Raw genomic sequence first — 21,250 nt, forward strand, 5'->3', positions numbered from 1 at the left:
CGACTGGCCTTCAGGCATCCACGGTGACACTGCCGCCCAGCGGCACCAACGCGGTTGGCGCATCGCCAGGCTCCAATGCCAGGTCCTCGAATTCATTGACGGCATCCAGCTGCGCGCCCATCGCGATGTTGGTGACCTTTTCCAGGATCACTTCCACCACCACCGGCACCTGGTGCTCGTCGGCCAGGGCCTTGGCCTGGGCGAAGCCCTCGGCCAGCTTGGCAGGGTCCTGAACGCGCACTGCCTTGCAGCCCAGGCCCTCGGCGACCTTGACGTGGTCCACGCCGTAGCCGTTGGTCTCGGGGGAATTGATGTTGTCGAAGCCCAGCGAGACGTGGTAGTCCATCTCGAACGGTCGCTGCGACTGGCGGATCAGGCCCAGGTAGGAGTTGTTCACAACCACGTGGACGTACGGCAGCTTGAACTGCGCGCCCACGGCCAGCTCCTCGATCATGAACTGGAAGTCGTAGTCTCCGGAAAGGGCGACCACGCGCTCGCCCGGCTTGCCGCGCACGACGCCCAGGGCGGCCGGTCCGGTCCAGCCCAGCGGGCCGGCCTGTCCGGCGTTGATCCACTTGCGCGGACCATAGACGTGCAGCATCTGCGCGCCGGCGATCTGGCTCAGGCCGATGGTGGACACATAGGTGGTGTCCTGGCCGAAGGCCGCGTTCATCTCCTGGTACACGCGCTGCGGCTTGATCGGGATGTTCTCGAAATTGGTCTTGCGGTGGCCGGTGCCCTTGCGGGCGGTGGTCGCATCGGCCCACTGCGAGTAGTCCGGGATCAATCCGGCGGCCTTGCGCTCGCGCACGACCTCCAGGATCGCGTCGATCGCCGCGCCGGCGTCCGAGGCGATGCCCAGGTCCGGGGAGAACACGCGTCCGATCTGGGTGGACTCGATGTCCACGTGGATGAACTTGCGCCCCGCGCGGTAGGTGTCCAGCGCTCCGGTGTGCCGGTTGGCCCAGCGGTTGCCCAGGCCCAGCACCACGTCGGACTCCAGGAAAGTGGCGTTGCCGTACTTGGTGTGGGTCTGGATGCCGACCATGCCCGACTGCAGGCGGTGGTCATCCGGGATGGCGCCCCAGCCCATCAGGGTCGGGGACACCGGGATGTTCAGCTCTTCGGCCAGCTCGACCAGCTTCCCGGAGGCGTTGGCGTTGATCACGCCGCCGCCAGCGATGATGATCGGCTTGGTGCCGCTGGTCAGCAGGTCGACAATCTTCTCCGCCTGGCCGCGGGTGGCCTTGGGCTTCTCAACCGGTAGCGGCTCGTAGGCGTCGATGTCGAAGTCGATCTCCGCCAGCTGCACGTTGATCGGCAAATCCAGCAGCACCGGGCCGGGGCGCGAGGAGCGCATGACCTGGAAGGCCTTGGCGAAGGTGCCCGGGACCAGTCCCGGCTCCAGGATGGTGGAGGCGTACTTGGTGACCGGCTTGGCAATGGACTCGATATCCACAGCCTGGAAGTCTTCCTTGTGCAGCACACTGGTCGGAGCCTGTCCGGTAATGCACAGCATCGGGATGGAGTCGGCGATCGCGGCGTACAGGCCGGTGATCATGTCGGTGCCGGCAGGGCCGGAGGTGCCCAGGCACAAACCGATCTTGCCGGTGGCCCGCGAGTAGCCGTCAGCCGCGTGGCTGGCGCCCTCGACGTGGCGGTGCAGGGTGTGGCGGATGCCGCCATGCGCCTTCATCGCCGAGTACAGCGGGTTGATGGCTGCGCCTGGCAGGCCGAAGGCCTCGGTAGCGCCTTCCTTTTCCAGAATCAGCACAATGGCGTCTACAGCGCGCATTTTTGCCATGGGTTTCACGTCCTAAGAATTTTCGGGTGCCCGGTGCCGGCGGAACTGAGCGGGAACGCCGGCGGCGGGTCTTGGAGAGAGGGAGAGGTAGTGTCCTGCGGCGGACACCCGGGCGCATGAGTCACCATGACTTCGCGCCCTTGAGCATCGGAATCCGGCACTGAACTGGAACAGAGCTCAGTGCGCGCCGCTGATGTTTTCTCGTGCGGTGCCGTGTCATCACCGGCAGCAAGTCAGCAGCATCTGTGGGATCGGCGCGCGGCCGGATATCCGAGGGATTGAAGGTGCCCGGCGAGTCCGCCGCAGGAAGTTTTTCGGTCGGCTAGGCGCCGACGGTTTCCTCGACCTTGCCCGACAGGCGCTGTACGCCGCGGAAGAGGCCCGAGTGGTCCAGCGCACCGTCGCCGCTGGCCACGGTGGAGGTCACCAGCTGGGCGACGAGTGCGCCGAGCGGAAGCACCACGCCGGCCTCGCGGGCGGCGGAGGTGACGATGCCCATGTCCTTGTTGTGCAGGGCCAGGCGGAAACCCGGGGCGAAGTCGCGGTCCAGGATCTTCTGGGCCTTCTGGTCGAGCACGGCCGAGCCGGCCAGGCCGCCGCCGAGGACCTTGATGGCCGCGTCGGCGTCCACGCCGTAGGCCTCGAGGAAGACCACTGCCTCGCTCAGCGCCTGGATGTTAGCGGCGACGATCAGCTGGTTGGCGGCCTTCACGGTCTGGCCGGAGCCCGACGGGCCGACCAGCACGATGGTCTTGCCCACCGCGTCCAGCACCGCCGCGGCGGCATCGAAGTCAGCCTGCTCGCCGCCGACCATGATGGACAGCACGCCGCCGATCGCGCCGGCTTCGCCACCGGAGACCGGGGCATCCAGCGGACGCAGACCCGCGGCGCGGGCGTCTGCGGCCAGGCTGGCCGAGACGTCAGGGCGGATCGAGGAGGTGTCGATCCACAGTGCGCCGGCCTTCGCGTTGGCGAAGACGCCGTCCTTGCCGGAGACAACGGCTTCCACGTCCGGGGAGTCCGGCACCATAGTGATCACCACGTCAGCGTCCTCCACGGCCTCGGCGACGGATCCGGCGCCCTGGCCGCCGGCGGCGACCAGCGCGTCGATGGCCCCCTGACTGCGGTTGAAGCCGGTGACGGTGAAGCCGGCGTTGACCAGGTTCTTCGCCATTGGCAGGCCCATGATTCCCAGGCCGATGAATGCTACGTTCTGCGACATGTTTCTACTCCAAAAAATTTGCGGTGGTGCGATGGGTGCTTAGGCGCTGGCGGAAGCGGTCTTCAGCCAGTCGAAGGCGGTGGCGGCGTCCTGCTTGTATTCCAGGGAGACCTTGCCCGCGTAGCCCAGCTCGCGGGAGCGGCTGATCCAGTCCAGCAGCGGCAGGTTGCCGGTGCCCGGAGCTCCGCGGCCCGGGGCGTCGGCGATCTGGATGTGGCCGAAGTCCTTGGCGTGCGCCTCGATGACGGCTGCCACGTCGTCGCCGTTGACCGCCAGGTGGTAGAAGTCGGCCAGCAGGGCGATGTTCTGGCCGCCTGCCGCCTTGACCGCGTCCACCACAGCGAGTGCGTCCGCGGCGGTCTTCAGCGGGTAGGCCTCGGTGCCGGAGACCGGCTCGATCAGCACGGTGCCGCCGATCTTGGCGACTCCCGAGGTGGCGGCGAGCAGGTTCTTCACTGCCAGCTCGTCCTGCTCCGCCGCGGTGAAGCCGTCCAGGCGGTTGCCGTACAGGGCGTTGAAGGAGGTGCAGCCGGTGGCTTCGCCGATGGCGGCGACTACTTCCACATTGTCCTTGAACTCGCCGCAGCGTCCCTTCCAGGAGACCAGGCCGCGGTCGCCGGCAGGCATGTCGCCGGCGAAGAAGTTCAATCCGTCCAGCTGCACGCCGGCGTTCTTGATGGAAGCAACGAATTCGTCGACCTGCTTATCGGTCGGCACGGCCTCTGCGAAGGGCCACCAGAACTCGACGCTGTCGAAGCCGGCAGCCTTGGCTGCGTCGGCGCGCTCCAGGACTGGGAGTTCGGTGAGCAGGATCGAGCAGTTCAGAGTGTACGACACTGGTTTTTCCCTTCGAGACCGTGCCCCAAGATTCCGCTTTATGGAATTTGGGTTTTGCTTTATGAAAACTGTAGGGCGAGATCCGCGTCACTGTCAAGCGCTACCCGGAACCCCGCGAAACATCGCGGGCAGCCGGCGCTAAATAAGTCTCCGTGCACCTCCGAACCGCCCGGGCCGACGCGCGAAAAACTGATGTTTTTCCACGAGGCGAACAAATTTCTCCGAGATTTTTCCAAATTCGGCCCGCAGCACGCGGGGCCCGATGGCACCCTCAGCCCGACCTGATTAATTTCTTGCATCAGGGCACCGCGCCCCCCGCGCCCCACTAGTGCGAAACGAAACATTTCACCCGCGTCCAGTTATCTCGCATTGCGGAATCTGTATTTTCTATTGCGGTAATGTGACCCATCACATACAGTTAATTCACCAAGCACGATTGGCACATATCTCGGAGTCAGATTCAATACTCAGGAGCAGCCATGCAGAATCACTTCAGCACGGAGCACAGCATGAACCCGGTCGGCGAAACTTCGCTTCCGGTCCTGCCGTTCTCCGGCACGCCGGCAGAGTTCTATTCGAACTTCGGCATGCCGATCTACCCGTAGCGCCCCTCCCGCCGCCGTCGAACCCACGCGTTCAGACCCGCCGCGCACGCCTACCAGTAGATCCCGCCGCCCCGCCATCATCCAGGCACTTCCCGCCTTCCGGCCGCGGCCCCTGTTAAAGGATGTCCATCATGGCGCAGAATACGCCTCAAGCTTCGCCTGCCCTTGCGGCAGAAACCGGGCACAACCGGTCGGGAATCGATCCCGCCAACCCCTATGAGCTCAGCCCCTCGCTCTACAACCAGGATCTCGCCCCGACCACCCGGTCCGGACGCACCTGGAGCGCCTACAGCATCTTCACCCTGTGGGCCAACGACGTGCACTCGCTGGGCAACTACGCTTTCGCCATCGGGCTCTTCGCCCTGGGCATGAGCGGCTGGCAGATCCTGGGCGCGCTGGGCATCGGCGCGGTCCTGCTCTTCGCGCTGCTAACCCTCTCGGGGTTCATGGGCGAGAAGACCGGCGTCCCGTTCCCGGTCATGAGCCGCATCGCCTTCGGCATCAACGGCGCCCAGATCCCGGCGCTGCTGCGCGGGGCTGTTGCCATCGCCTGGTTCGGCATCCAGACCTTCCTGGCCTCCCAGGTGCTGTCCGTCATGGTCATCGCCCTGGCGCCCGGCGCCGCCGGCCTGACCGAGACCAGCTTCCTCGGCCTGAACACGCTGGGTTGGATCTGCTTCGTGGCCCTGTGGGGCATCCAGCTGGTCATCGTCAGCTACGGCATGGAGATGATCCGCAAGTACGAGGCATTCGCCGGCCCGATCATCCTTGTCACCTTCCTGGCGCTGGCGATCTGGATGCTCTTCGAGTCCGGGTTCAATGTCGCCATGCACACCAGCACCCCCAAGTCCGGGCTGGACATGTGGGTCGGCATGTTCGGCGCCGCCGCCCTGTGGGTCTCCATCTACGGCACCTTCGTGCTGAACTTCTGCGACTTCACCCGCGGCGCGGTCTCCAAGAAGGCAATCGTGCGCGGCAACTTCTTCGGCATCCCGCTGAACATGCTGTTCTTCGGCGCCATCGTCGTGGTGCTGACCGGCACGCAGTTCTCCATCAATGGGGACATCATCAGCTCGCCGTCCGACGTGGTCGAGGCGATCCCGAACACCTTCCTGCTGCTGCTAGCATCCGGCGCGCTGCTGGTGCTGACCATCGCGGTGAACCTGATGGCGAACTTCGTCGCCCCGACCTACGCGCTGACCAACCTGTTCCCCAAGCACCTGGACTTCCGGAAGGCGGCGCTGATCTCCGGCGTGATCGGCCTGGCCATCCTGCCGTGGAACCTGTACAACTCGCCCGAGATCATCAACTACTTCCTGGGCGGCCTGGGCGCGCTGCTCGGCCCGCTGTTCGGCATCATCATGGCGGACTACTGGCTGGTGCGCCGTGCGCGCATCAACGTCATGGACCTGTACCGCGCCGAGCCGGACGGCACCTACTACTTCACCCGCGGCTTCAACTTCCGCGCGATTGCCGCCCTGGCCATCAGCTCCGTGATCGCGTTGCTGCTCGCGTTCGTCCCTGCTCTGCACGTGGTCGGCGCCTTCGCCTGGTTCCTGGGATCGGGCGCCGGCGCGCTGACCTACCTGGCCTTGGCCAAGCGCCACCAGAACCTCGTCGACCTGGACGGCGAAGCCATCGCCGTCACCCCGAAGCACTAGGAGCCGACCATGCGCATTCTTGTACTGAACGTGAACACCACCGCATCCATGACCCGCGCCATCGGCGACTCCGCCCGCCAGGTCGCCTCCCCCGGCACCGAAATCGTGGAGCTGACCCCTGACTTTGGCGCCGACAGCTGCGAGGGCAACTTCGAAAGCTACCTGGCCGCGCTGGCCGTCATGGACAAGGTCGCGAACTACACCGAGCCCTTCGACGCGGTCATCCAGGCGGGCTACGGCGAGCACGGCCGCGAGGGCCTGCAGGAGCTGCTGGACGTGCCGGTCGTGGACATCACCGAGGCCGCCGCCTCCACCGCCCAGTTCCTGGGTCACAAGTACTCGGTGGTCACCACCTTGGACCGCGCGGTGCCGCTGATCGAGGACCGGCTCAAGCTGGCCGGGCTCACCGACCGGCTGGCCTCGGTGCGCGCCAGCGGGCTGGGCGTGCTGGAGCTCGAATCCGACCCGCAGCGCGCCGTGGCGGCAATCGTGGAGCAGTCCCGCCAGGCGGTCGAGCAGGACAAGGCCGAGGTCATCTGCCTGGGCTGCGGCGGCATGGCGGAGCTGGAGGAACAGGTGGCCGCCGCCACCGGCGTGCCGATCGTCGACGGCGTGCGCGCCGCGGTGACCATCGCCGAATCGCTGGTCCGCATGGGGCTGAGCACCTCCAAGGTGCGCACCTACGCCCCGCCGCGCCCCAAGCAGGTCACCGGCTGGCCGATCACCCGCCAGCCTGCCGACGCCGGAACGCGCGCCTAGCAAACAGGGAGTCCCAGCCTAGTTGCTGCACAGAAACCCGTCCTAGACTTGTAAGTACCTCATGAAGGTGCGAGTGATGACATGGAAATCCCCGCTGCTGATGCAGCGGGGATTTCCGTTTAAGCCCAATCCGTCGAAAGCCGGCTCTGGCACCGGACCTGGTTCAGTCCGCAGGCAAGACGAAGCCCCGTGAAGTTCACGGGGCTTCATGTCCTTCATGCAATGGAGGCACTAGCTCCAGGCTTCCTCCATCGGCGTCTGCCCGTCGAAGAAGTTCGCCGTCTGGCGAATGAGCAGGCCCTTGCCGATCACCAGCGCAATCGCCTCGGCGACGTTCTCGCGCGAGGTATCGGCCGAGGCCGGGTCGCTGCCATCGATCTTGCCCGATGCGTCGGCGACATCGACCTTGCCCGTCGCCGGACCCAAGGTCAGCGTTCCGGGGCCGAGAATCGTGTAGTCCAAATCCGAGTCGCGCAACGCTTGGTCCGCATCGTGCTTGGCGCGGGCGTAGGGGTAGAAGGAATGCGCAGGGTCGAGGTTGTCGACATCGACCAGGGCGCGCGAGTAGGACACCATGACAAATCGCTTTACGCCGCTTTGCTGGGCCGCGCGGATCGCCCGCGTTGCAGCTTCGAAGTCCACGGCGTTGGTGCGCCGGGGGTTGCCTCCGCCAGCGCCTGCCGAAAAGACGATGGCCTGCGCACCGTTGAACACCTCGGCCAGCTCGTCCATCCCCGCACGTTCGATGTCGAGCACCACGGGGTTGGCCGATACGGCCTCGACATCCGAGGCATGTTCCGGGTTCCGGATCAGCGCGTCCACCGCGAACCCCTTGGCCTTCAATTTGGGGGCGGCCAGCAATGCGATCTTGCCGTGGCCGCCAATGATGACTACTCGTGGTGATTCGGTCATAAACCTTCCTTCCTGCTTGGTCTCCACTTCGCATAACCTCGCGATTCGGCCCACTATTCCATGGACCTGGTGGTGGGCGGCGCACCTCGGGCCGAACTCCCGGCTCCTATACGGACTGCATCTGGGCAATCCTCATGAACGGTTGCTGCCTCCGTGCCCGGCTGGTTCAATGGCCGTAACCACCAAGGAGGTTCCCATGGCACGCACATTCAAGGTCGGCGACCACGTTTCGTGGAATTCCGAGGCAGGACGCGTCTCGGGCCGCATCGTCAAGGTCCACCACCGGGACTTCGACTACAAGGGGCACACCCACCGGGCGTCCTCGGAGGATCCGCAATACGAGATCAAGAGCGACAAGACCGATCACATCGCGGCGCACAAGGGCCAGGCGCTGCGGCTGCTCGACGACTAGATCATGGCCGAACCAACGATCCTAACCATCGGCCATTCGACACGCAGCATCGAGCAGTTCATCGAACTGCTGCGCGCCAACGAGGTGCAGACGGTCATCGACGTGCGCAAGCTTCGCGGTTCGAACAGATACCCGCAGTTCAACGCCGACGCCCTGGGCGCCTCGCTGGCGGAATACGGCATCGGGCTGCGCGCCGATCCGGCCTTGGAGGGACGGCGCCCGGTGAGCACAACGGTGCCGTTCGAGACCAATGCCTGGTGGGAGAACCGCAGCTTCCACAACTACGCGGATCATGCGCTGGGACGGGAATTCGACGCCGCCGCGCGGGATCTGGTGGCGCAGGCAGGCTCCGAGCGCATGGCGCTGATGTGCTCCGAGGCCGTATGGTGGCGCTGCCACCGGCGCATCCTCGCCGACCACCTGATGGCCCGCGGTGCCAGGGTGCTGCATATCGTCGAGTCGGCTACGGAAGCCGAACTCAGCCCGGGTGCGGTGATCGGCCCGGAATGCCAGGTGACCTACCCTAGGCGGTGACCAGTTCTCCCCACTCGTCGGCCAGCATCGCGTAGACCACGCCGTCCATCCATTCGCCGCTGCGGTGCAGCCCGTTGCGGCGGTTGTAGGACTCGCGGCGCATGCCGACCCGTTCCATGAGTTTCCAGGACGGGTCGTTGGCCGCGAAGCTCTCCGCGACAACGCGGCGCAGGCCCAACGCGCCGAAGCTCAGCTCCAGCACCGCCCGGACCGCCTCGGTGGCGTAGCCCTTGCCTCCGTAGGCAGGGTCGAAGCTCCAGCCGATCTCCGCTTCGACGTGGCGGGTCTGGTCAAGGATTTCGCTCTGTCCCCAGGCATCATGCACCTTGAGCATGACCGTGCCGATCAGCACCTTGCTGCCGTCGTCCTCGGTGACCTCGACTGCCACATCGCGCTCCACCCGGCCTTCCTCGTGGAAATACACGCGGTACTCCTCGAGGGTTCCGGGAGCGGAGGTGATCCACCGGGTCACTTCCGGAAGCTGGCGATACCGCCAGGTGGCCTCCAGATCCTCGGATTCGAGCCTGCGCAGGGTCAGGCGTTCGGTGGCTACGGGCCAGGCGACTTTATTCAGAGAATCTTCCATACCAAGAAGCTTATTCCATGGCGTTTCAGCCGGCCTGAGCCAGAATTCGGCCCATTGGTCGCCACGGCAAGTCACAAATAGCTAACTTTTTTCGGTTGCAATTATCAACCATGAATCTTAGGTGCGTCTATTAATGCCCGGAAAACCGGGGGTTTCGCCCGAAGTTAGCCAATGCAGGCCTACTTCGTGTGTCCCACACAACAGGAAAACGGCTTAACGTATTTCTTGCAGCTAAGGCTAAGCTAATACTTAGATCACTTGTTCCAGCAACCTTTACGGTTGCTTCGACACGAAGGAAACCATGGCCTCCATGAAGCTTCGCGCAGCAGCCTTGCTGAGCATCGCAGCCCTGTCCCTGACCGCCTGCGGTTCGACCACCTCGGCCGCTTCCGGCGACACCGACGCCGCAGCCAAGACCGTGACCATCACGGACAACGAGGGCGAGAAGAACATCGCCACCCCGCCGGCCTCCGTCGTCGCCACCGACAACCGCACCTTCGAGACCCTGTCCGACTGGGGCGTGGAGCTGAAGGCCGGCGCCGTCGCGCTGATGCCGGACACCATCGCCTACACCAAGGACGAGAAGATCGTCGACCTGGGCAGCCACCGCGAGCCGAACCTGGAAGCAGTCGTCGAGGTCCAGCCCGACCTGATCATCAACGGCCAGCGCTTCACCCAGCACGCCGACAAGCTCAAGGAACTGGCTCCGAAGGCCACCTTGGTGAACCTCGACCCACGCGACGGCGAGCCGCTGGACGCCGAGCTGGAGCGCCAGACCACCGTGCTGGGCGAGATCTTCGGCAAGCAGGACGAAGCGGCCAAGCTGGTCGCGGACCTCCAGGCCGCCGAGAAGCGCGTCACCGACGCCTACAACCCTGAAGACACCGTCATGGGCCTGATCACCTCCGGTGGCGAGTTCGGCTACTCCGCGCCGGGCACCGGCCGCACCGTCGGCCCGCTGTTCGACGTGCTGGGCCTGACCCCGGCGCTGAAGCTGGACGAAGCTTCCACCGACCACGAAGGCGACGACGTCTCGGTCGAGGCCATCGCGAAGTCCAACCCGGACTGGATCATCCTGATGGACCGCGACGCAGCCGTGGAGGCCGACGCCGAGGGCTACAAGCCGGCCAAGGAACTGCTGGAGAACTCCGAGGCGCTGAAGAACGTCACCGCGGCCAAGGAAGGCAACGTCGTCGTCATGCCGGCGGACACCTACACCAACGAAGGCATCCAGACCTACACCGAGTTCCTCAACGAATTCGCCGACGCCCTGGAAGCGGCGAAGTAATCCAACCGCGCATCACAGCGTAGAAGTGGCGGGGCCGGCGACGGTCTCGCCACTTTGCACCACCACCACACTTTCATCGGCGGCCTCATGACTACCACGTTGTCCACACCTCGCACCAAGGGCAGGCTCTTGAGCTGGCAGCTGCTCCTGGGCATCATCGGTGTGCTCGTCCTCCTGGCGTTCTCCCTGTTCACCGGCGTGTACGACGTCTTCGGCGCGCAGGACGGCGCCGAGATGTTCGCCATCACCCGCATCCCGCGCACCATCGCCCTGGTGCTGGCCGGCGCGGCGATGGCGATGAGCGGGCTGGTCATGCAGCTGCTGACGCAGAACCGGTTCGTCGAGCCGACCACCACCGGCACCACCGAATGGGCGGGCCTGGGCCTGCTGGTGATGCTGGTGCTCTTCCCGCAGGCCTCCATCCTCTCCAAGATGGCAGTGGCGATCGTCTTCGCCTTCGCCGGCACCATGCTCTTTTTCCTCTTCCTGCGCCGCGTCTCGCTGAAGGCCTCGCTGACCGTGCCCATCGTGGGCATCATGCTTGGCTCGGTGGTCGGGGCGTTTTCCACGTTCCTGGCGCTGACCACCGACAAGCTGCAGTCCCTGGGCATCTGGCTGGCAGGCTCGTTCACCTCGGTGATCCGCGGGCAGTACGAGGTGCTGTGGATCGTGGCCGCCGTGGCCGTGGCGATCTTCATCGTCGCTGACCGCTTCACCGTCGCCGGCCTGGGCGAGGAGATCGCAACCAACGTGGGGCTGAACTACCGCAACGTCATGCTGCTGGGCACCGCGCTGATCGCGGTGGCCACCGGCGTGGTGACCGTGGTGATCGGCAACCTGCCGTTCCTGGGGCTGATCGTGCCGAACCTCGTGTCCATGGTGCGCGGCGACGACCTGCGCAGCAACCTGCCGTGGGTGTGCCTGCTGGGCATCGCGATCACCACCGTGTGCGACCTCGTGGGCCGCACCATCATCATGCCGTTCGAAATCCCGGTGTCGCTGATCCTGGGTGTGGTCGGCGCCGTCGTCTTCATCATCATGCTTCTAAGGCAGCGCAAACGTGGCTAATCTGATTTCACTGCCGGAACTTGCCGGCCACAACTCCTCCCGGGCTTCCGGAGCGATGCCCACCTCCAAGGTGCGCAAGCGCTACTGGATCACCCTGGGGATCATGATCGCGCTCGCGCTGGTCTTCGGCGCGGGGCTGCTGGCCTGGGACAACCCCATGCCGGTGGGCTCCGAGGGTTTCTGGATCATCGCGAAGATGCGCGCCGGAAGCATCCTGACCATGGCAGTGGTCGCCGCCTGCCAGGCGATCGCCACCGTCTCCTTCCAGACCGTCACCAACAACCGCCTGCTCACCCCGTCCATCATGGGCTTCGAGGCGCTGTACCGCGTGGTGCAGACCGGCGCGGTGTTCTTCCTCGGCATCGCCGGCATCACCTTCTTCACCGGCATCGGCCAGTTCGCGCTACAGGTAGCCATCATGGTGGCGCTCTCCGTGGCCCTGTACGGCTGGCTGCTGAGCGGCAAGCTGGGCAACATCCAGATCATGCTGCTGGTGGGCATCATCATCGGCACCGGGCTCGGCTCGGTGGCGACATTCATGCAGCGCATGCTCACCCCGAGCGAGTTCGACGTGCTCACCGCGCGCCTGTTCGGCTCGATGACCAACGCCGACATGAGCTACATGCCGCTGGCCATCCCGCTGATGCTCGTCGCCGGCGGCTACCTGGTAGCCAGCTCCAAGAAGCTGAACATCCTGGCGCTGGGCAAGGAAACCACAATCAACCTGGGGATCAACCATCGCCGCGAGGTGATGACCACCCTGTTCTTCGTCTCCATTCTGATGGCGGTGAGCACCGCACTGGTCGGCCCGCTGACCTTCCTGGGCTTCCTAGTCGCGACCCTGGCCTACCAGCTGGCCGACACCTACGACCACCGCTTCATCTACCCGATGGCCTTCCTGGCCGGCTTCGTGGTGCTGGCTGGGTCCTACTTCATCATGAAAAACGTCTTCTACGCCCAGGGTGTGGTCGGCATCATCATCGAAGCCGTCGGCGGCATTACATTCCTCATCTTCATCCTGCGAAAGGGCCGGCTGTGATTACCCTCAACGACGTCCAGAAGAAGTACTCATCCGAGGTCTCGATCGGCCCGGTCACCCTGCAGATCCCCGCCGGCGGCATCACCGCGCTGGTCGGCCCGAACGGCGCCGGCAAGTCGACCATGCTGACCATGGTCGGGCGCCTGCTGGGCATCGACTCGGGCAACATCGAGGTTTCCGGCTACGACGTGTCCAAGACCAATTCCAAGGACCTGGCGAAGATCGTCTCGATCCTGCGTCAGGAGAACCACTTCGTCACCCGCTTGACCGTGCGCCAGCTCGTGGGTTTCGGCCGCTACCCGCATTCCAAGGGACGGCTGACCATGGCGGACGAGGAGATCATTTCACGCTCGATCGACTTCCTGGACCTCTCCGAGCTGGAAGGCCGCTACCTGGACGAGCTTTCCGGCGGGCAGCGCCAGCGCGCCTACGTGGCGATGGTGCTGGCGCAGGACACCGACACCGTGCTGCTGGACGAGCCGCTGAACAACCTGGACATGAAGCACTCGGTCATCATGATGCGCCACCTCAAGCGCGCCGCAGCGGAACTGAACCGCACCATCGTGATCGTGCTGCACGACATCAACTTCGCCGGGCACTACGCGGACTACATCTGCGCGATGAAGCAGGGCAAGGTCGTCGAGTTCGGCACCCCGGAGCGCATCATGAATGATGAGATCCTCACGGACGTGTTCGAAACTCCGGTGCGCGTGATCGCCGGCCCGGAAGGCCCTCTGGCGGTGTACTACTAGCCGGTTGCCGGCTCAGTCCTCCAGTAATTGTCGCTGACGTTCAATGAGACTGGCCATCCCGGGTACGGTAAACGCGATGTACCCACGCTGCGGCGCACAAATAATCCCCTTGGAAATCAGCGAAGCCCTTAACGGTGCCAACGCCTGTGCAGATTTTCCCAGACGTTGAGCGATGTCCGCGCTTCGTGAGCCGTCGTCTCCGTCGACAGCCATGGCCTTCACATACTCACGTTCCGCCGGGGTGGCGCGTTCCCAGCGCACTGGGATCCGGGTAATTTCGCGGATCCCAGCGATATCCCTAACGTAATTCCAGATTAGAGCCGTATGGGTTCGTCTCCATGCCCAGGAGCCGGGCCGAAGACAAGTGCGAATTCACACGGGTGTCTCGGAACCCGGTTCCGGAATACCGAACTTGGCTAACGGCCTATGGCGGCTGCCATTTCATTCGGGACGCCGTCGAGTGTGACACTCGCAGTCTTTTCGCCCGTCGCAAGGTTCACCGCATGGACTTGCTTGTTCTGCGGATCAGCCACATAGGCCGTGTCTCCGTTCACTGTCAACGCCGGGTGCGCGTCCTGCCAATTCTTCGGCCCTTCCCACGGACCGATCACAGGGTATTGCCCGGTGACTTTTCCAGAGGCCGGATCCAAGACATGAATCGAACCATCGGTCGCGAGGATATATGCGCGATCCTGCGGGCCACGAACCACTCCTCTCCACGTGTACTTGAGGTCCCCCGGCAGGTCGAGGACCTTGTAACTGTGCTTTTCGGTATCGATCAACGCCACCTTCTCCAGCAGGTACCCCTCATCGTCCGGGTCGTTTTTGTAATCGCCGACAATCAACGGGCTGGATTCGGAGACGAACGCGTTGCCCATGCGTCCGTACTTATCTGGCGCGGTGAACTTATCGAAGTGTTCATCGTGATAGAGCAACGCCCCGTCTTCGCAGCCGAAGACCACTGCTTCGCCGGCGGCAGTGCCTTCTCCGTGCACGCCTGGACAATTCTCGCTGCGAGCGATTTCATTCCCCTGTTCGTCGAGCGCCTTGGCTCCGCTACGTGATTCCGCGGTGCCCACTGTTGTCACCAACGCGCCGTCCGAGAGTTTGACTGACACCCCATGATGCGCTTCCTGTCCTGCCACGACGTTGGTTTGGGGCAAATCATTCCCGCTGCGTGCAAGACTGGAGGATTCGAAAATCGTTGTGTCTCCGGTGCCATCGTCAAACAGGATGGTCTTTCCATCGTGGCGCACCACGTGCCCCGGTGCTTTCGCGGCGAAGGTCGCTTGGCGCAATTCCGGAGTCTTGGTGTCGAGCACCTGGAATCCTTTTGAGGTCGTCACAAGCACGCTGCGTCCGTCCCCGGCCGCATTCAAGCGCGTAAATGCCTCGCTGTCGAAACTTTGCCTGACTTCCAGGCTTTTGCCGTCGAGTACAGCGATGCCGTTTTCATAGGAGACCGCCAGCGCAGCGGAACCAGCTGTTTCTTCTGGCTCCGCGGAAGTCTTGGAGGCCGCGTCGCCGGTTGACGCGCACGCGCTGGCGGCCAGCGCAAGCACCGCCAGCGAGGAAAGCATGCCGAAAGATCGGCGGTATGTCTTGTACATATGGTTCTTACCTTTCTTGTGTGCGGTTCAGGAGCACTGGTACGTTCCTGAACACTTTTTTCGTTCAGTGGGCTCTTCAGCCGAGCCCGCGGGTGATACGTTCGGTGTTCGTTGCCATCATTTCCAGATAGTTGAAGGCACCCTGCCCGGGCTCGGTCAGGGATTCGGTGAACAACTCGATGACCTCGACCTGGACTTCGGATTCCCTGGCCAGAGCTTGGACCAGCCGATCCGGTTGTGAGGAGTCGGCAAAGATTGCCGGGACGTGTGCCTGGCGGATCGCATCCGCCAGGTCTTTCAGATCCGCGGCGCTTGGCGAGGCGAGCGTGGTACCACCAGGAATCACGGCACCGATCACGCGGAAATCGAAGCGTTCGGCAAGGTACCCGAAAACATGGTGGTTGGTCACCAGCGCACGTCGTTCGGAGGGGATCAGCGCAAAGGAATCGGACATTCGCCGATCCAACTGCACCACTTGCTCGCGGAACGACGCTGACGCACGCTCCAGCTGCTGCTGGTCCATACCCTCGACTGCACGTAATTCTGTTGTCAGGGCGTCAATGACGTCGAGCATCCGGGCAGGATCCGTCCAGAAATGGGGATCGGGCGCGTTATTGCCCGCTTCGGGGTCATAGGCGATTGGCTCCAGGTGATCCCCCGCCACAAATCGTCGAGTTCCCGAGGCTGCAGCTGATTCAAGGTGCTGCTCCAGCCCCTCTTCAAGTCCCATTCCATTTGATACCAGCAGATCGGCGTGCGATAACTGAGAAGCTTCACGCGCAGAAATTTCGAAAGAATGCGGATCGGCATTCGGCTTCATCAAGGTGCTTACCTCAGCGGCGCCCCCAACCAGGTTTTTGGTTACGTCACCGAGAATATTGGTGGTGACCACAATGCGCGCAGTGCCATCCGCCATGCCCCCGGGAACGCAACCCGACAACAGGAAGCCGGCCAGCACCATGGCGAGGATGCCGAATGTACGAATGCTGCCTTTGTTCATCGTCCGGTCACCGCCATGAATACCGGTTTGGCAGCAGTGTCGATCTTCCTGGCGATGCGTGCCCCATCGGCAAAGGCAATCTCATACACGGTTCCGGCCGCCGGATCATTGACATAGGCTCGCTGCTGGTCAGTCACCAGTTGCACGCCGGCGAGCGATTCCTGATCTTCGAGGGTTTCGGCCAACAACGGCTTGGAGACGTCGGGCCGGTCATTGCCGTTGAGCTTCTGAACGTGGATACGTCCCGACGTATCCACTGCGACTACGTGTCCTTCCTTGTCGTCTACCGCGCTCACCTTCAGCAGCGGAACGTCAGCCAAAATACGCCGCCATGTTCCTTCACGCACATCAAGCACCCATGCGCCATGATCACCGGCAACTGCGGCGACACTGGTGCGTCCCTTGCGCCCGTCGAAACGCTCTGCCCGATCTTCCGCCTTGGTCCCCTTGGGGTAGGCGATGCGCTGGTAGTGCGGTGCACCGCCGCTGGCCTCGTCCACGGTGGCGACCAGGGCACCCCCCGCGCAGCCGATGACCAATCCCGCAGGCGTGACGGCAGATCCGCTGGCGTCTTCGCACTCCGTTTCGGTTCCGGGGACAGGCTGTCCCGAGGCGCTGATGAACTGGAGAGCCGATGATGTGCCGTTGTCCTCGGCGACCGTAACCAGCGCGCCATCGCCGAGCGGCGCAACAAGACCGTTGTGCACGCCCGCGTCCAACTCGAATATGGGCTTCAGGCGCCCTTCAGCAAGTTCAGCGTTGTCCAACAGCACGGCTTTTCCAGTGTCCCGGAAGAAAACACCCGTCCCGCCGGCGGTAGACAACGCCGATCCGGTGACCGTAGCTTGCGCTCCCCCTTGCACTGTTCCCACGCTTCGAGGGGCGGCCCGGTAATAGTGGAAATGGTCTCCATGAGCCCAACTCCACATCCCGCTGTCAATGATCGACAACCCGTCGCGCGTCGAGGCGAAGACGTATCGCCCGTCGCTGGCGAGTGCGGTTGGTACACCGAAAGTTTCCAAGCGAGATTCCGCGCCATCCAGTAAATCGCTCATACTTGCGTGGCCCATGGCATCAACGGCAACGACATGCAGCGGTGCTTCGGTGCTCTCTTGAGCACCCTGTACGGTGCCATGCAAGGAATCATCAGGGTGGCGCGCATCCGTCACTGACTCAGCTGGTGGTGGTAGATCTGTGGACACAACGCAGCCAGTCAGCGATGCCAGGGTTACTGCGGTCATGGAGAAGGATGCAAAGACGCGATTCATGTCGTTCTTTCGAATTCGGGAATGGATAGTTCAGAAGCTGCACGAGGTTCAAGATTCGTGGCGCGCAGCCGTTTGGCCGCAATTCGGCAGAAGGCCGACAACCCGGCGATGAGGATCGCGCTACCTGCAATCGTGGCCCCCGCAGCGGTGCCGAAGTACCACGACATCAACAGGCCGCCTACAACGGAAACGGCACCGAAAATGGCGGCCAAGCACATGGTGGTGTGGATGCGAGTAGACCAGCGGTTTGCTGCCACCACGGGAGCCAGCAGCAGTCCGACCACCAAAAGTGTTCCCACAGCTTGGAAAGACGCCGTAACCGCCAACGTCACCAAGCCCACCAAGACCACCTGCGTCAGCCGAGGTCGCAGTCCCAACGTGGTAGCAATGCGCTCGTCGAAGGCCGTAGCGGTGAAATTGCGGTGGAACTTCACTGCGATGAACAGCGCGATACCCAGCCCTGCACACAAAATCAGCAGGTCCGTGTCCTTAAGTGCGAGAATGTCGCCGAAAAGCATGGTTGTCGCGTCCGTGGCGAAGCTACGCGAGTGGGAAACCACGATGACACCAATCGAGAGCATTGCCACGAACAACAGACCGATACTCGTGTCGAAAGACATCCGCCCCCGTCGTTGCAGTACCCCGATGGCGGCACTCATCGCCGCGGCGCTGACGACAGCCCCGAGAATCAGCGGCAGCCCGAACACCGTGGCCAGGGCAACCCCGGGAAGCATTCCATGGCCCAAGGCTTCTCCGAGGAATGCCATTCCCCGAATCACAACCCAGGTCCCAGCGATGGCGCAAATCGTGGCCGCCAAGGTTCCACCGATTACCGCTCGAAGCATGAAGTCTGTCTGCAAAGGCTCAATCAACACAGCAGAAAACTTATCGTTAATGAGAATCATTAGCAATTTGGTACGGTTGAAACATGAACGACCTGCCTACAATCACCACAGAAAAACTGTGTTTTTCCTACGCCGACACGGACGTCTTACATGACATAACCCTCCAGCTAACCCCGGGAAGCATCCTGGGGATCGCCGGCCCGAACGGGTCAGGCAAGTCGACACTGGTTTCCCTGCTCGCCGGCCTTCAGCGGCCACAGCGTGGTGAGATCCAATGGCGAGGAGCAGTGGCATTGGTTGTACAACGCAGCCAAGCCCCCGACTCTCTGCCGCTGACCGTGCGAGAGGTGGTCCGCATGGGCACTTGGCGCTGCCATATACCGCGCCGCCTAGCGGATAAGAGAGTTGCCACGGCAATACACCGCGTAGGAATGCAAGGACTCGAAGACCGCCCATTTCACGCGATGTCCGGGGGCCAGCGCCAACGCACGTTGCTAGCCCAGGCATTAGTCCAAAACGCCCCTACGCTGATCTTGGACGAACCGACCACCGGGCTGGACAAGGAAAGTCGTCGCCGGATCTACCAGGAAGTGGTCGAAGAGGCTGCTCGGGGCCGGGCTGTCGCTCTGGTAAGCCATGATTTTCATGGGTTGGCGATCTGTGATCGGGTCATGCTTCTGGAAGCTGGTCGCATCGTCCCCGATACGATGAGCGCAACTGCCTAGGCCGGCATCTGAAAAGTCTACGCAGCCTCAGGAAGGGCGGCCCCACAGGGATCACGCCGCACATGCACCGAGCCTCGACATATTCAGCTTCGGGAATAGCCGGACGCCGCCAACATCGTCTCTACCGAACACTCCGGGCTTGCCAATAGCCTGTCCCGCCGATCCAAGCACACTCCGTCATCCAGGCCGTGCCCGTGCAAGCCGCACTGGACATCGGCGGGACCCAGGCACAAGGGCTGGATAGGATGGAGTGCAGGCATTGCGCCTGCTCGACCGGGCATTCGCGGTCGATCGACGGGTGGAAGGCTGCCGATGGGCGGGAACGATTCCCTGCTGAATACCGGGACGGGCATGTGGGTCATGCTGGCCCTGCTCGCCGCGGCGACCGCCGTGGTGGCCAGCCGTTTCCTGATGCTTCCGGCCCGGGCGATCCTGCTGGCTGTGGTGCGCGCGCTGGCGCAGATGATCCTGGTGGCCCTGCTGATATCCCAGGTCTCCCGCTCCCCGGGATTAACCGCGGCGTTCCTAGTGCTGATGTTCACGATCGCGATACTGACCTCCACCCGCCGCATCGGGACGCTGTCCTGGTGGGTCCCGACGACCGCAATGGCCGGGGGCGTGCTGCCGGTGCTGGCGCTGATGCTCGCCTTCGGGGTGCTGCCCTTTTCGCCACTGGCCATGATCGCAGTTGCCGGCCAGCTGATCGGCGGGGCGATGAGCGCGGTAAACCTCGCCGGGCGGCGGCTGCACCAGGAGCTGGAACAGCGCGGCGGGGAGGTCGAAGCCGCGCTGGCCCTGGGGTTCGGCATGCGGGACGCGCGCAGCCTGGTCGCCCGGCCGGTGGCCGCTGAGGCCTTGCTACCGGGGCTGGATCAGACCCGCACCGTGGGCACCGTGACGCTGCCCGGCGCGTTCGTCGGGCTGGTGCTGGGCGGGGCGAGCCCGCTGGAAGCCGGGCTGGTGCAGCTGATCGTGCTGGTGAACCTGATGGCGGTTCAGGCGGTGGCGGTGAGCCTGTTGGCAGAGCTTATCGACCGGCGGGTCGGCGTGCGCGCAGCACCGGCGAGCAGAGTAGCACGATCAGCCCGGCGATCGGCACCACCAGCAGGCCCGCGCGCAGCGAGAAGTTCTGCGCGATGAATCCCACCAGCGGCGGGGAAAGCAGGAAGCCCAGCCGCATCAGCCAAGAGACGATGCTCAGCCCGGTGCCCGGGGCCAGGCCCGGAATCCGGTCGGCCTGCTCCATGGCCGCCGGCACCAGCGTGGCCACCCCGAACCCGGCGGCGGCGAAGCCCAGCAGGCTGCCGGGAATGCTCGGGAAGGCCAGCGCCAGGCCCATGCCGCCTGCCACCAGCACCGCGCCGAGCTGCGCGATAAGCCGCTGGCCGAAGCGGTGCACCATCGAGTCCCCCAGGATGCGGCCGATGAACTGGGCCCCGACCAGCGCGATGTAACCCGAGGCGGCCAGCGCGGACGGCGCGCCCAGCGATCCCAGGTACAGCGTGGCCCACGAGTTGCCCGCGTCCTCCACCATGATGCCGGCCGAGGCGATCAGCACCAACGCCGCGATGACCACGGTGATCCTTGCCCACGACGCCGCCGGAACGGGCTCGGCGGCAACAGAGTGCTCCTCGACCGGCTCGACGGGTCCGCGGGCCGGCAGGCAGAATTTCCACGCGGTCAGCGCCACGGCGGCGAAGAGCAGCCAGGAGATTGCGAAATGCGCGGCCAGCGGCAGGCCCAGGGCCATGGCGCCGGCCGCCATGAGGCCGCCGAGCACCGCGCCGACGGACCACAGCGCGTGGAACGAGTTCAGGATCGGGCGGCCGTAGCGGCGCTGCACCTCAAGGCCGTGCGCGTTCTGCGCGACGTCGGTGATCGCGTCCATCGCCCCGCCGACGACGAAGGCCGCCGCCACCAGCGCCAGGCTTCCGGCCGAACCGGCGCCCAGCACCGCCAGGCCCGTGGCCAGCGTGCCGAACACCGCGACCGCGGCCGATCCGAAACGCCGGATCAGAGACCCGGCGGCCAGCCCGGCGACGATCGCGCCCACTGGCCAGGCGGTGACCAGCAGGCCGTAGGCTCCGGCTTCCAGGCCCAGCTGCGCCTTGAACTCGGGCAGCCGCGGGGCCATGTTGGCGAACAGCGCCCCGTTGGTCAGGAACAGCGCGGCGACGGCCCCGCGGGCGCGGCGGTTCTCGCGGGTGTGAAGCATGGGCCCCTTCCAGGTCGCGGGATTCCATCATGTCACGGCGCTTCCCCGGCGGCGGCGCCACGGCTTAACCGGGAAACCCAATCAAGTGATTGACATCACTTGACGGCG

At 64.3% G+C, this 21,250-nt stretch carries 21 protein-coding genes; 11 read left to right on the forward strand and 10 right to left on the reverse strand.

Translation table 11 applies throughout. The features are described 5' to 3' along the window. Positions 1–10 precede the first annotated feature (10 nt). From gcl to DFO58_RS13325, 3 genes are all read right to left on the reverse strand, one after another. Entirely contained in the window at positions 11–1,804 is a 1,794-nt protein-coding gene (gcl, locus tag DFO58_RS13315) for a glyoxylate carboligase (RefSeq protein ID WP_120991354.1), read from the reverse strand. A gap of 322 nt (positions 1,805–2,126) precedes the next feature. Beyond that, positions 2,127–3,026 (reverse strand): 2-hydroxy-3-oxopropionate reductase, encoded by a 900-nt coding sequence (locus tag DFO58_RS13320; protein WP_120991356.1) that lies wholly within the window; start codon positions 3,024–3,026, stop codon positions 2,127–2,129. Positions 3,027–3,065: 39 nt separating this feature from the next. After that, positions 3,066–3,863, reverse strand: a complete 798-nt coding sequence (locus DFO58_RS13325; RefSeq protein ID WP_120991358.1) for a TIM barrel protein — start codon at positions 3,861–3,863, stop codon at positions 3,066–3,068. A 479-nt stretch (positions 3,864–4,342) separates the two neighbouring features. Between DFO58_RS13325 and DFO58_RS18805 the strand changes: the two genes are divergently transcribed. From DFO58_RS18805 to DFO58_RS13335, 3 genes are all read left to right on the forward strand, one after another. After that, positions 4,343–4,468, forward strand: coding sequence for a hypothetical protein (locus DFO58_RS18805; RefSeq protein ID WP_272926293.1), 126 nt, complete (start codon positions 4,343–4,345; stop codon positions 4,466–4,468). 131 nt (positions 4,469–4,599) lie between these two features. Next, on the forward strand, positions 4,600–6,129 hold the full coding sequence (locus DFO58_RS13330) for an NCS1 family nucleobase:cation symporter-1 (RefSeq protein ID WP_120991360.1): 1,530 nt from the start codon (positions 4,600–4,602) through the stop codon (positions 6,127–6,129). A gap of 9 nt (positions 6,130–6,138) precedes the next feature. After that, on the forward strand, positions 6,139–6,888 hold the full coding sequence (locus DFO58_RS13335) for an aspartate/glutamate racemase family protein (RefSeq protein WP_120991362.1): 750 nt from the start codon (positions 6,139–6,141) through the stop codon (positions 6,886–6,888). Between the two features lie 231 nt (positions 6,889–7,119). Here DFO58_RS13335 and DFO58_RS13340 read toward each other — a convergent pair whose 3' ends face one another. Then, the gene (locus DFO58_RS13340) at positions 7,120–7,800 is read right to left on the reverse strand and encodes an SDR family oxidoreductase (protein WP_120991364.1); all 681 of its coding nucleotides are present in this window, start codon (positions 7,798–7,800) and stop codon (positions 7,120–7,122) included. Between the two features lie 196 nt (positions 7,801–7,996). Here DFO58_RS13340 and DFO58_RS13345 point away from each other — a divergent pair, with 196 nt between their 5' ends. Beyond that, on the forward strand, positions 7,997–8,212 hold the full coding sequence (locus DFO58_RS13345) for a DUF2945 domain-containing protein (protein ID WP_047120975.1): 216 nt from the start codon (positions 7,997–7,999) through the stop codon (positions 8,210–8,212). A 3-nt stretch (positions 8,213–8,215) separates the two neighbouring features. Beyond that, complete coding sequence (locus DFO58_RS13350; protein WP_120991366.1) at positions 8,216–8,746, forward strand: DUF488 domain-containing protein; 531 nt, start codon at positions 8,216–8,218, stop codon at positions 8,744–8,746. Here the strand turns inward: DFO58_RS13350 and DFO58_RS13355 are convergent. Then, the gene (locus DFO58_RS13355) at positions 8,736–9,332 is read right to left on the reverse strand and encodes a GNAT family N-acetyltransferase (protein WP_113608096.1); all 597 of its coding nucleotides are present in this window, start codon (positions 9,330–9,332) and stop codon (positions 8,736–8,738) included. The two genes, DFO58_RS13350 and DFO58_RS13355, sit on opposite strands and share 11 nt — an antisense overlap. A gap of 301 nt (positions 9,333–9,633) precedes the next feature. On the opposite strand from DFO58_RS13355, the gene DFO58_RS13360 reads away from it, so the two are divergent. The 4 genes from DFO58_RS13360 to DFO58_RS13375 all read left to right on the forward strand — a co-directional run bounded on the left by DFO58_RS13360 (position 9,634) and on the right by DFO58_RS13375 (position 13,479). After that, entirely contained in the window at positions 9,634–10,620 is a 987-nt protein-coding gene (locus DFO58_RS13360) for an ABC transporter substrate-binding protein (protein ID WP_120991368.1), read from the forward strand. 87 nt (positions 10,621–10,707) lie between these two features. After that, positions 10,708–11,688, forward strand: coding sequence for an iron chelate uptake ABC transporter family permease subunit (locus tag DFO58_RS13365; RefSeq protein WP_060617053.1), 981 nt, complete (start codon positions 10,708–10,710; stop codon positions 11,686–11,688). 55 nt (positions 11,689–11,743) lie between these two features. Continuing rightward, positions 11,744–12,727: an iron chelate uptake ABC transporter family permease subunit gene (locus tag DFO58_RS13370; RefSeq protein WP_120991417.1), complete on the forward strand. Its 984-nt coding sequence runs from the start codon at positions 11,744–11,746 to the stop codon at positions 12,725–12,727. After that, positions 12,724–13,479, forward strand: coding sequence for an ATP-binding cassette domain-containing protein (locus tag DFO58_RS13375; protein ID WP_053799030.1), 756 nt, complete (start codon positions 12,724–12,726; stop codon positions 13,477–13,479). The genes DFO58_RS13370 and DFO58_RS13375 overlap by 4 nt, the downstream gene beginning before the upstream one ends. Before the next feature lie 416 nt (positions 13,480–13,895). On the opposite strand, the gene aztD is transcribed toward DFO58_RS13375, so the two are convergent. The 4 genes from aztD to aztB form a co-directional block, all read right to left on the reverse strand. Next, complete coding sequence (aztD, locus tag DFO58_RS13380; protein ID WP_053799031.1) at positions 13,896–15,089, reverse strand: zinc metallochaperone AztD; 1,194 nt, start codon at positions 15,087–15,089, stop codon at positions 13,896–13,898. 76 nt (positions 15,090–15,165) lie between these two features. Further along, positions 15,166–16,089: a zinc ABC transporter substrate-binding protein AztC gene (aztC, locus tag DFO58_RS13385; protein ID WP_183043203.1), complete on the reverse strand. Its 924-nt coding sequence runs from the start codon at positions 16,087–16,089 to the stop codon at positions 15,166–15,168. Next, positions 16,086–17,357: an ABC transporter gene (locus tag DFO58_RS18285; protein WP_147407289.1), complete on the reverse strand. Its 1,272-nt coding sequence runs from the start codon at positions 17,355–17,357 to the stop codon at positions 16,086–16,088. The genes aztC and DFO58_RS18285 overlap by 4 nt, the downstream gene beginning before the upstream one ends. Next, complete coding sequence (gene aztB, locus DFO58_RS13395) at positions 17,354–18,262, reverse strand: zinc ABC transporter permease AztB (RefSeq protein ID WP_120991372.1); 909 nt, start codon at positions 18,260–18,262, stop codon at positions 17,354–17,356. The genes DFO58_RS18285 and aztB overlap by 4 nt, the downstream gene beginning before the upstream one ends. A 23-nt stretch (positions 18,263–18,285) precedes the next feature. On the opposite strand from aztB, the gene DFO58_RS13400 reads away from it, so the two are divergent. Together DFO58_RS13400 and DFO58_RS13405 are read left to right on the forward strand one after the other, a co-directional pair. Next, positions 18,286–18,927, forward strand: a complete 642-nt coding sequence (locus tag DFO58_RS13400) for a metal ABC transporter ATP-binding protein (protein WP_053799034.1) — start codon at positions 18,286–18,288, stop codon at positions 18,925–18,927. A 312-nt stretch (positions 18,928–19,239) separates the two neighbouring features. After that, positions 19,240–20,067 carry an ABC transporter permease gene (locus DFO58_RS13405; protein WP_120991373.1) on the forward strand — a complete coding sequence of 276 codons (828 nt, stop codon included), beginning with the start codon at positions 19,240–19,242 and terminating at the stop codon, positions 20,065–20,067. On the opposite strand, the gene DFO58_RS13410 is transcribed toward DFO58_RS13405, so the two are convergent. Beyond that, positions 19,955–21,142, reverse strand: a complete 1,188-nt coding sequence (locus DFO58_RS13410) for an MFS transporter (protein ID WP_120991374.1) — start codon at positions 21,140–21,142, stop codon at positions 19,955–19,957. The genes DFO58_RS13405 and DFO58_RS13410 overlap by 113 nt on opposite strands. Positions 21,143–21,250 lie beyond the last annotated feature (108 nt).

It is taken from the genome of Arthrobacter sp. AG1021 (assembly GCF_003633665.1).
Classification (GTDB): Bacteria; Actinomycetota; Actinomycetes; order Actinomycetales; family Micrococcaceae; genus Glutamicibacter; species Glutamicibacter soli.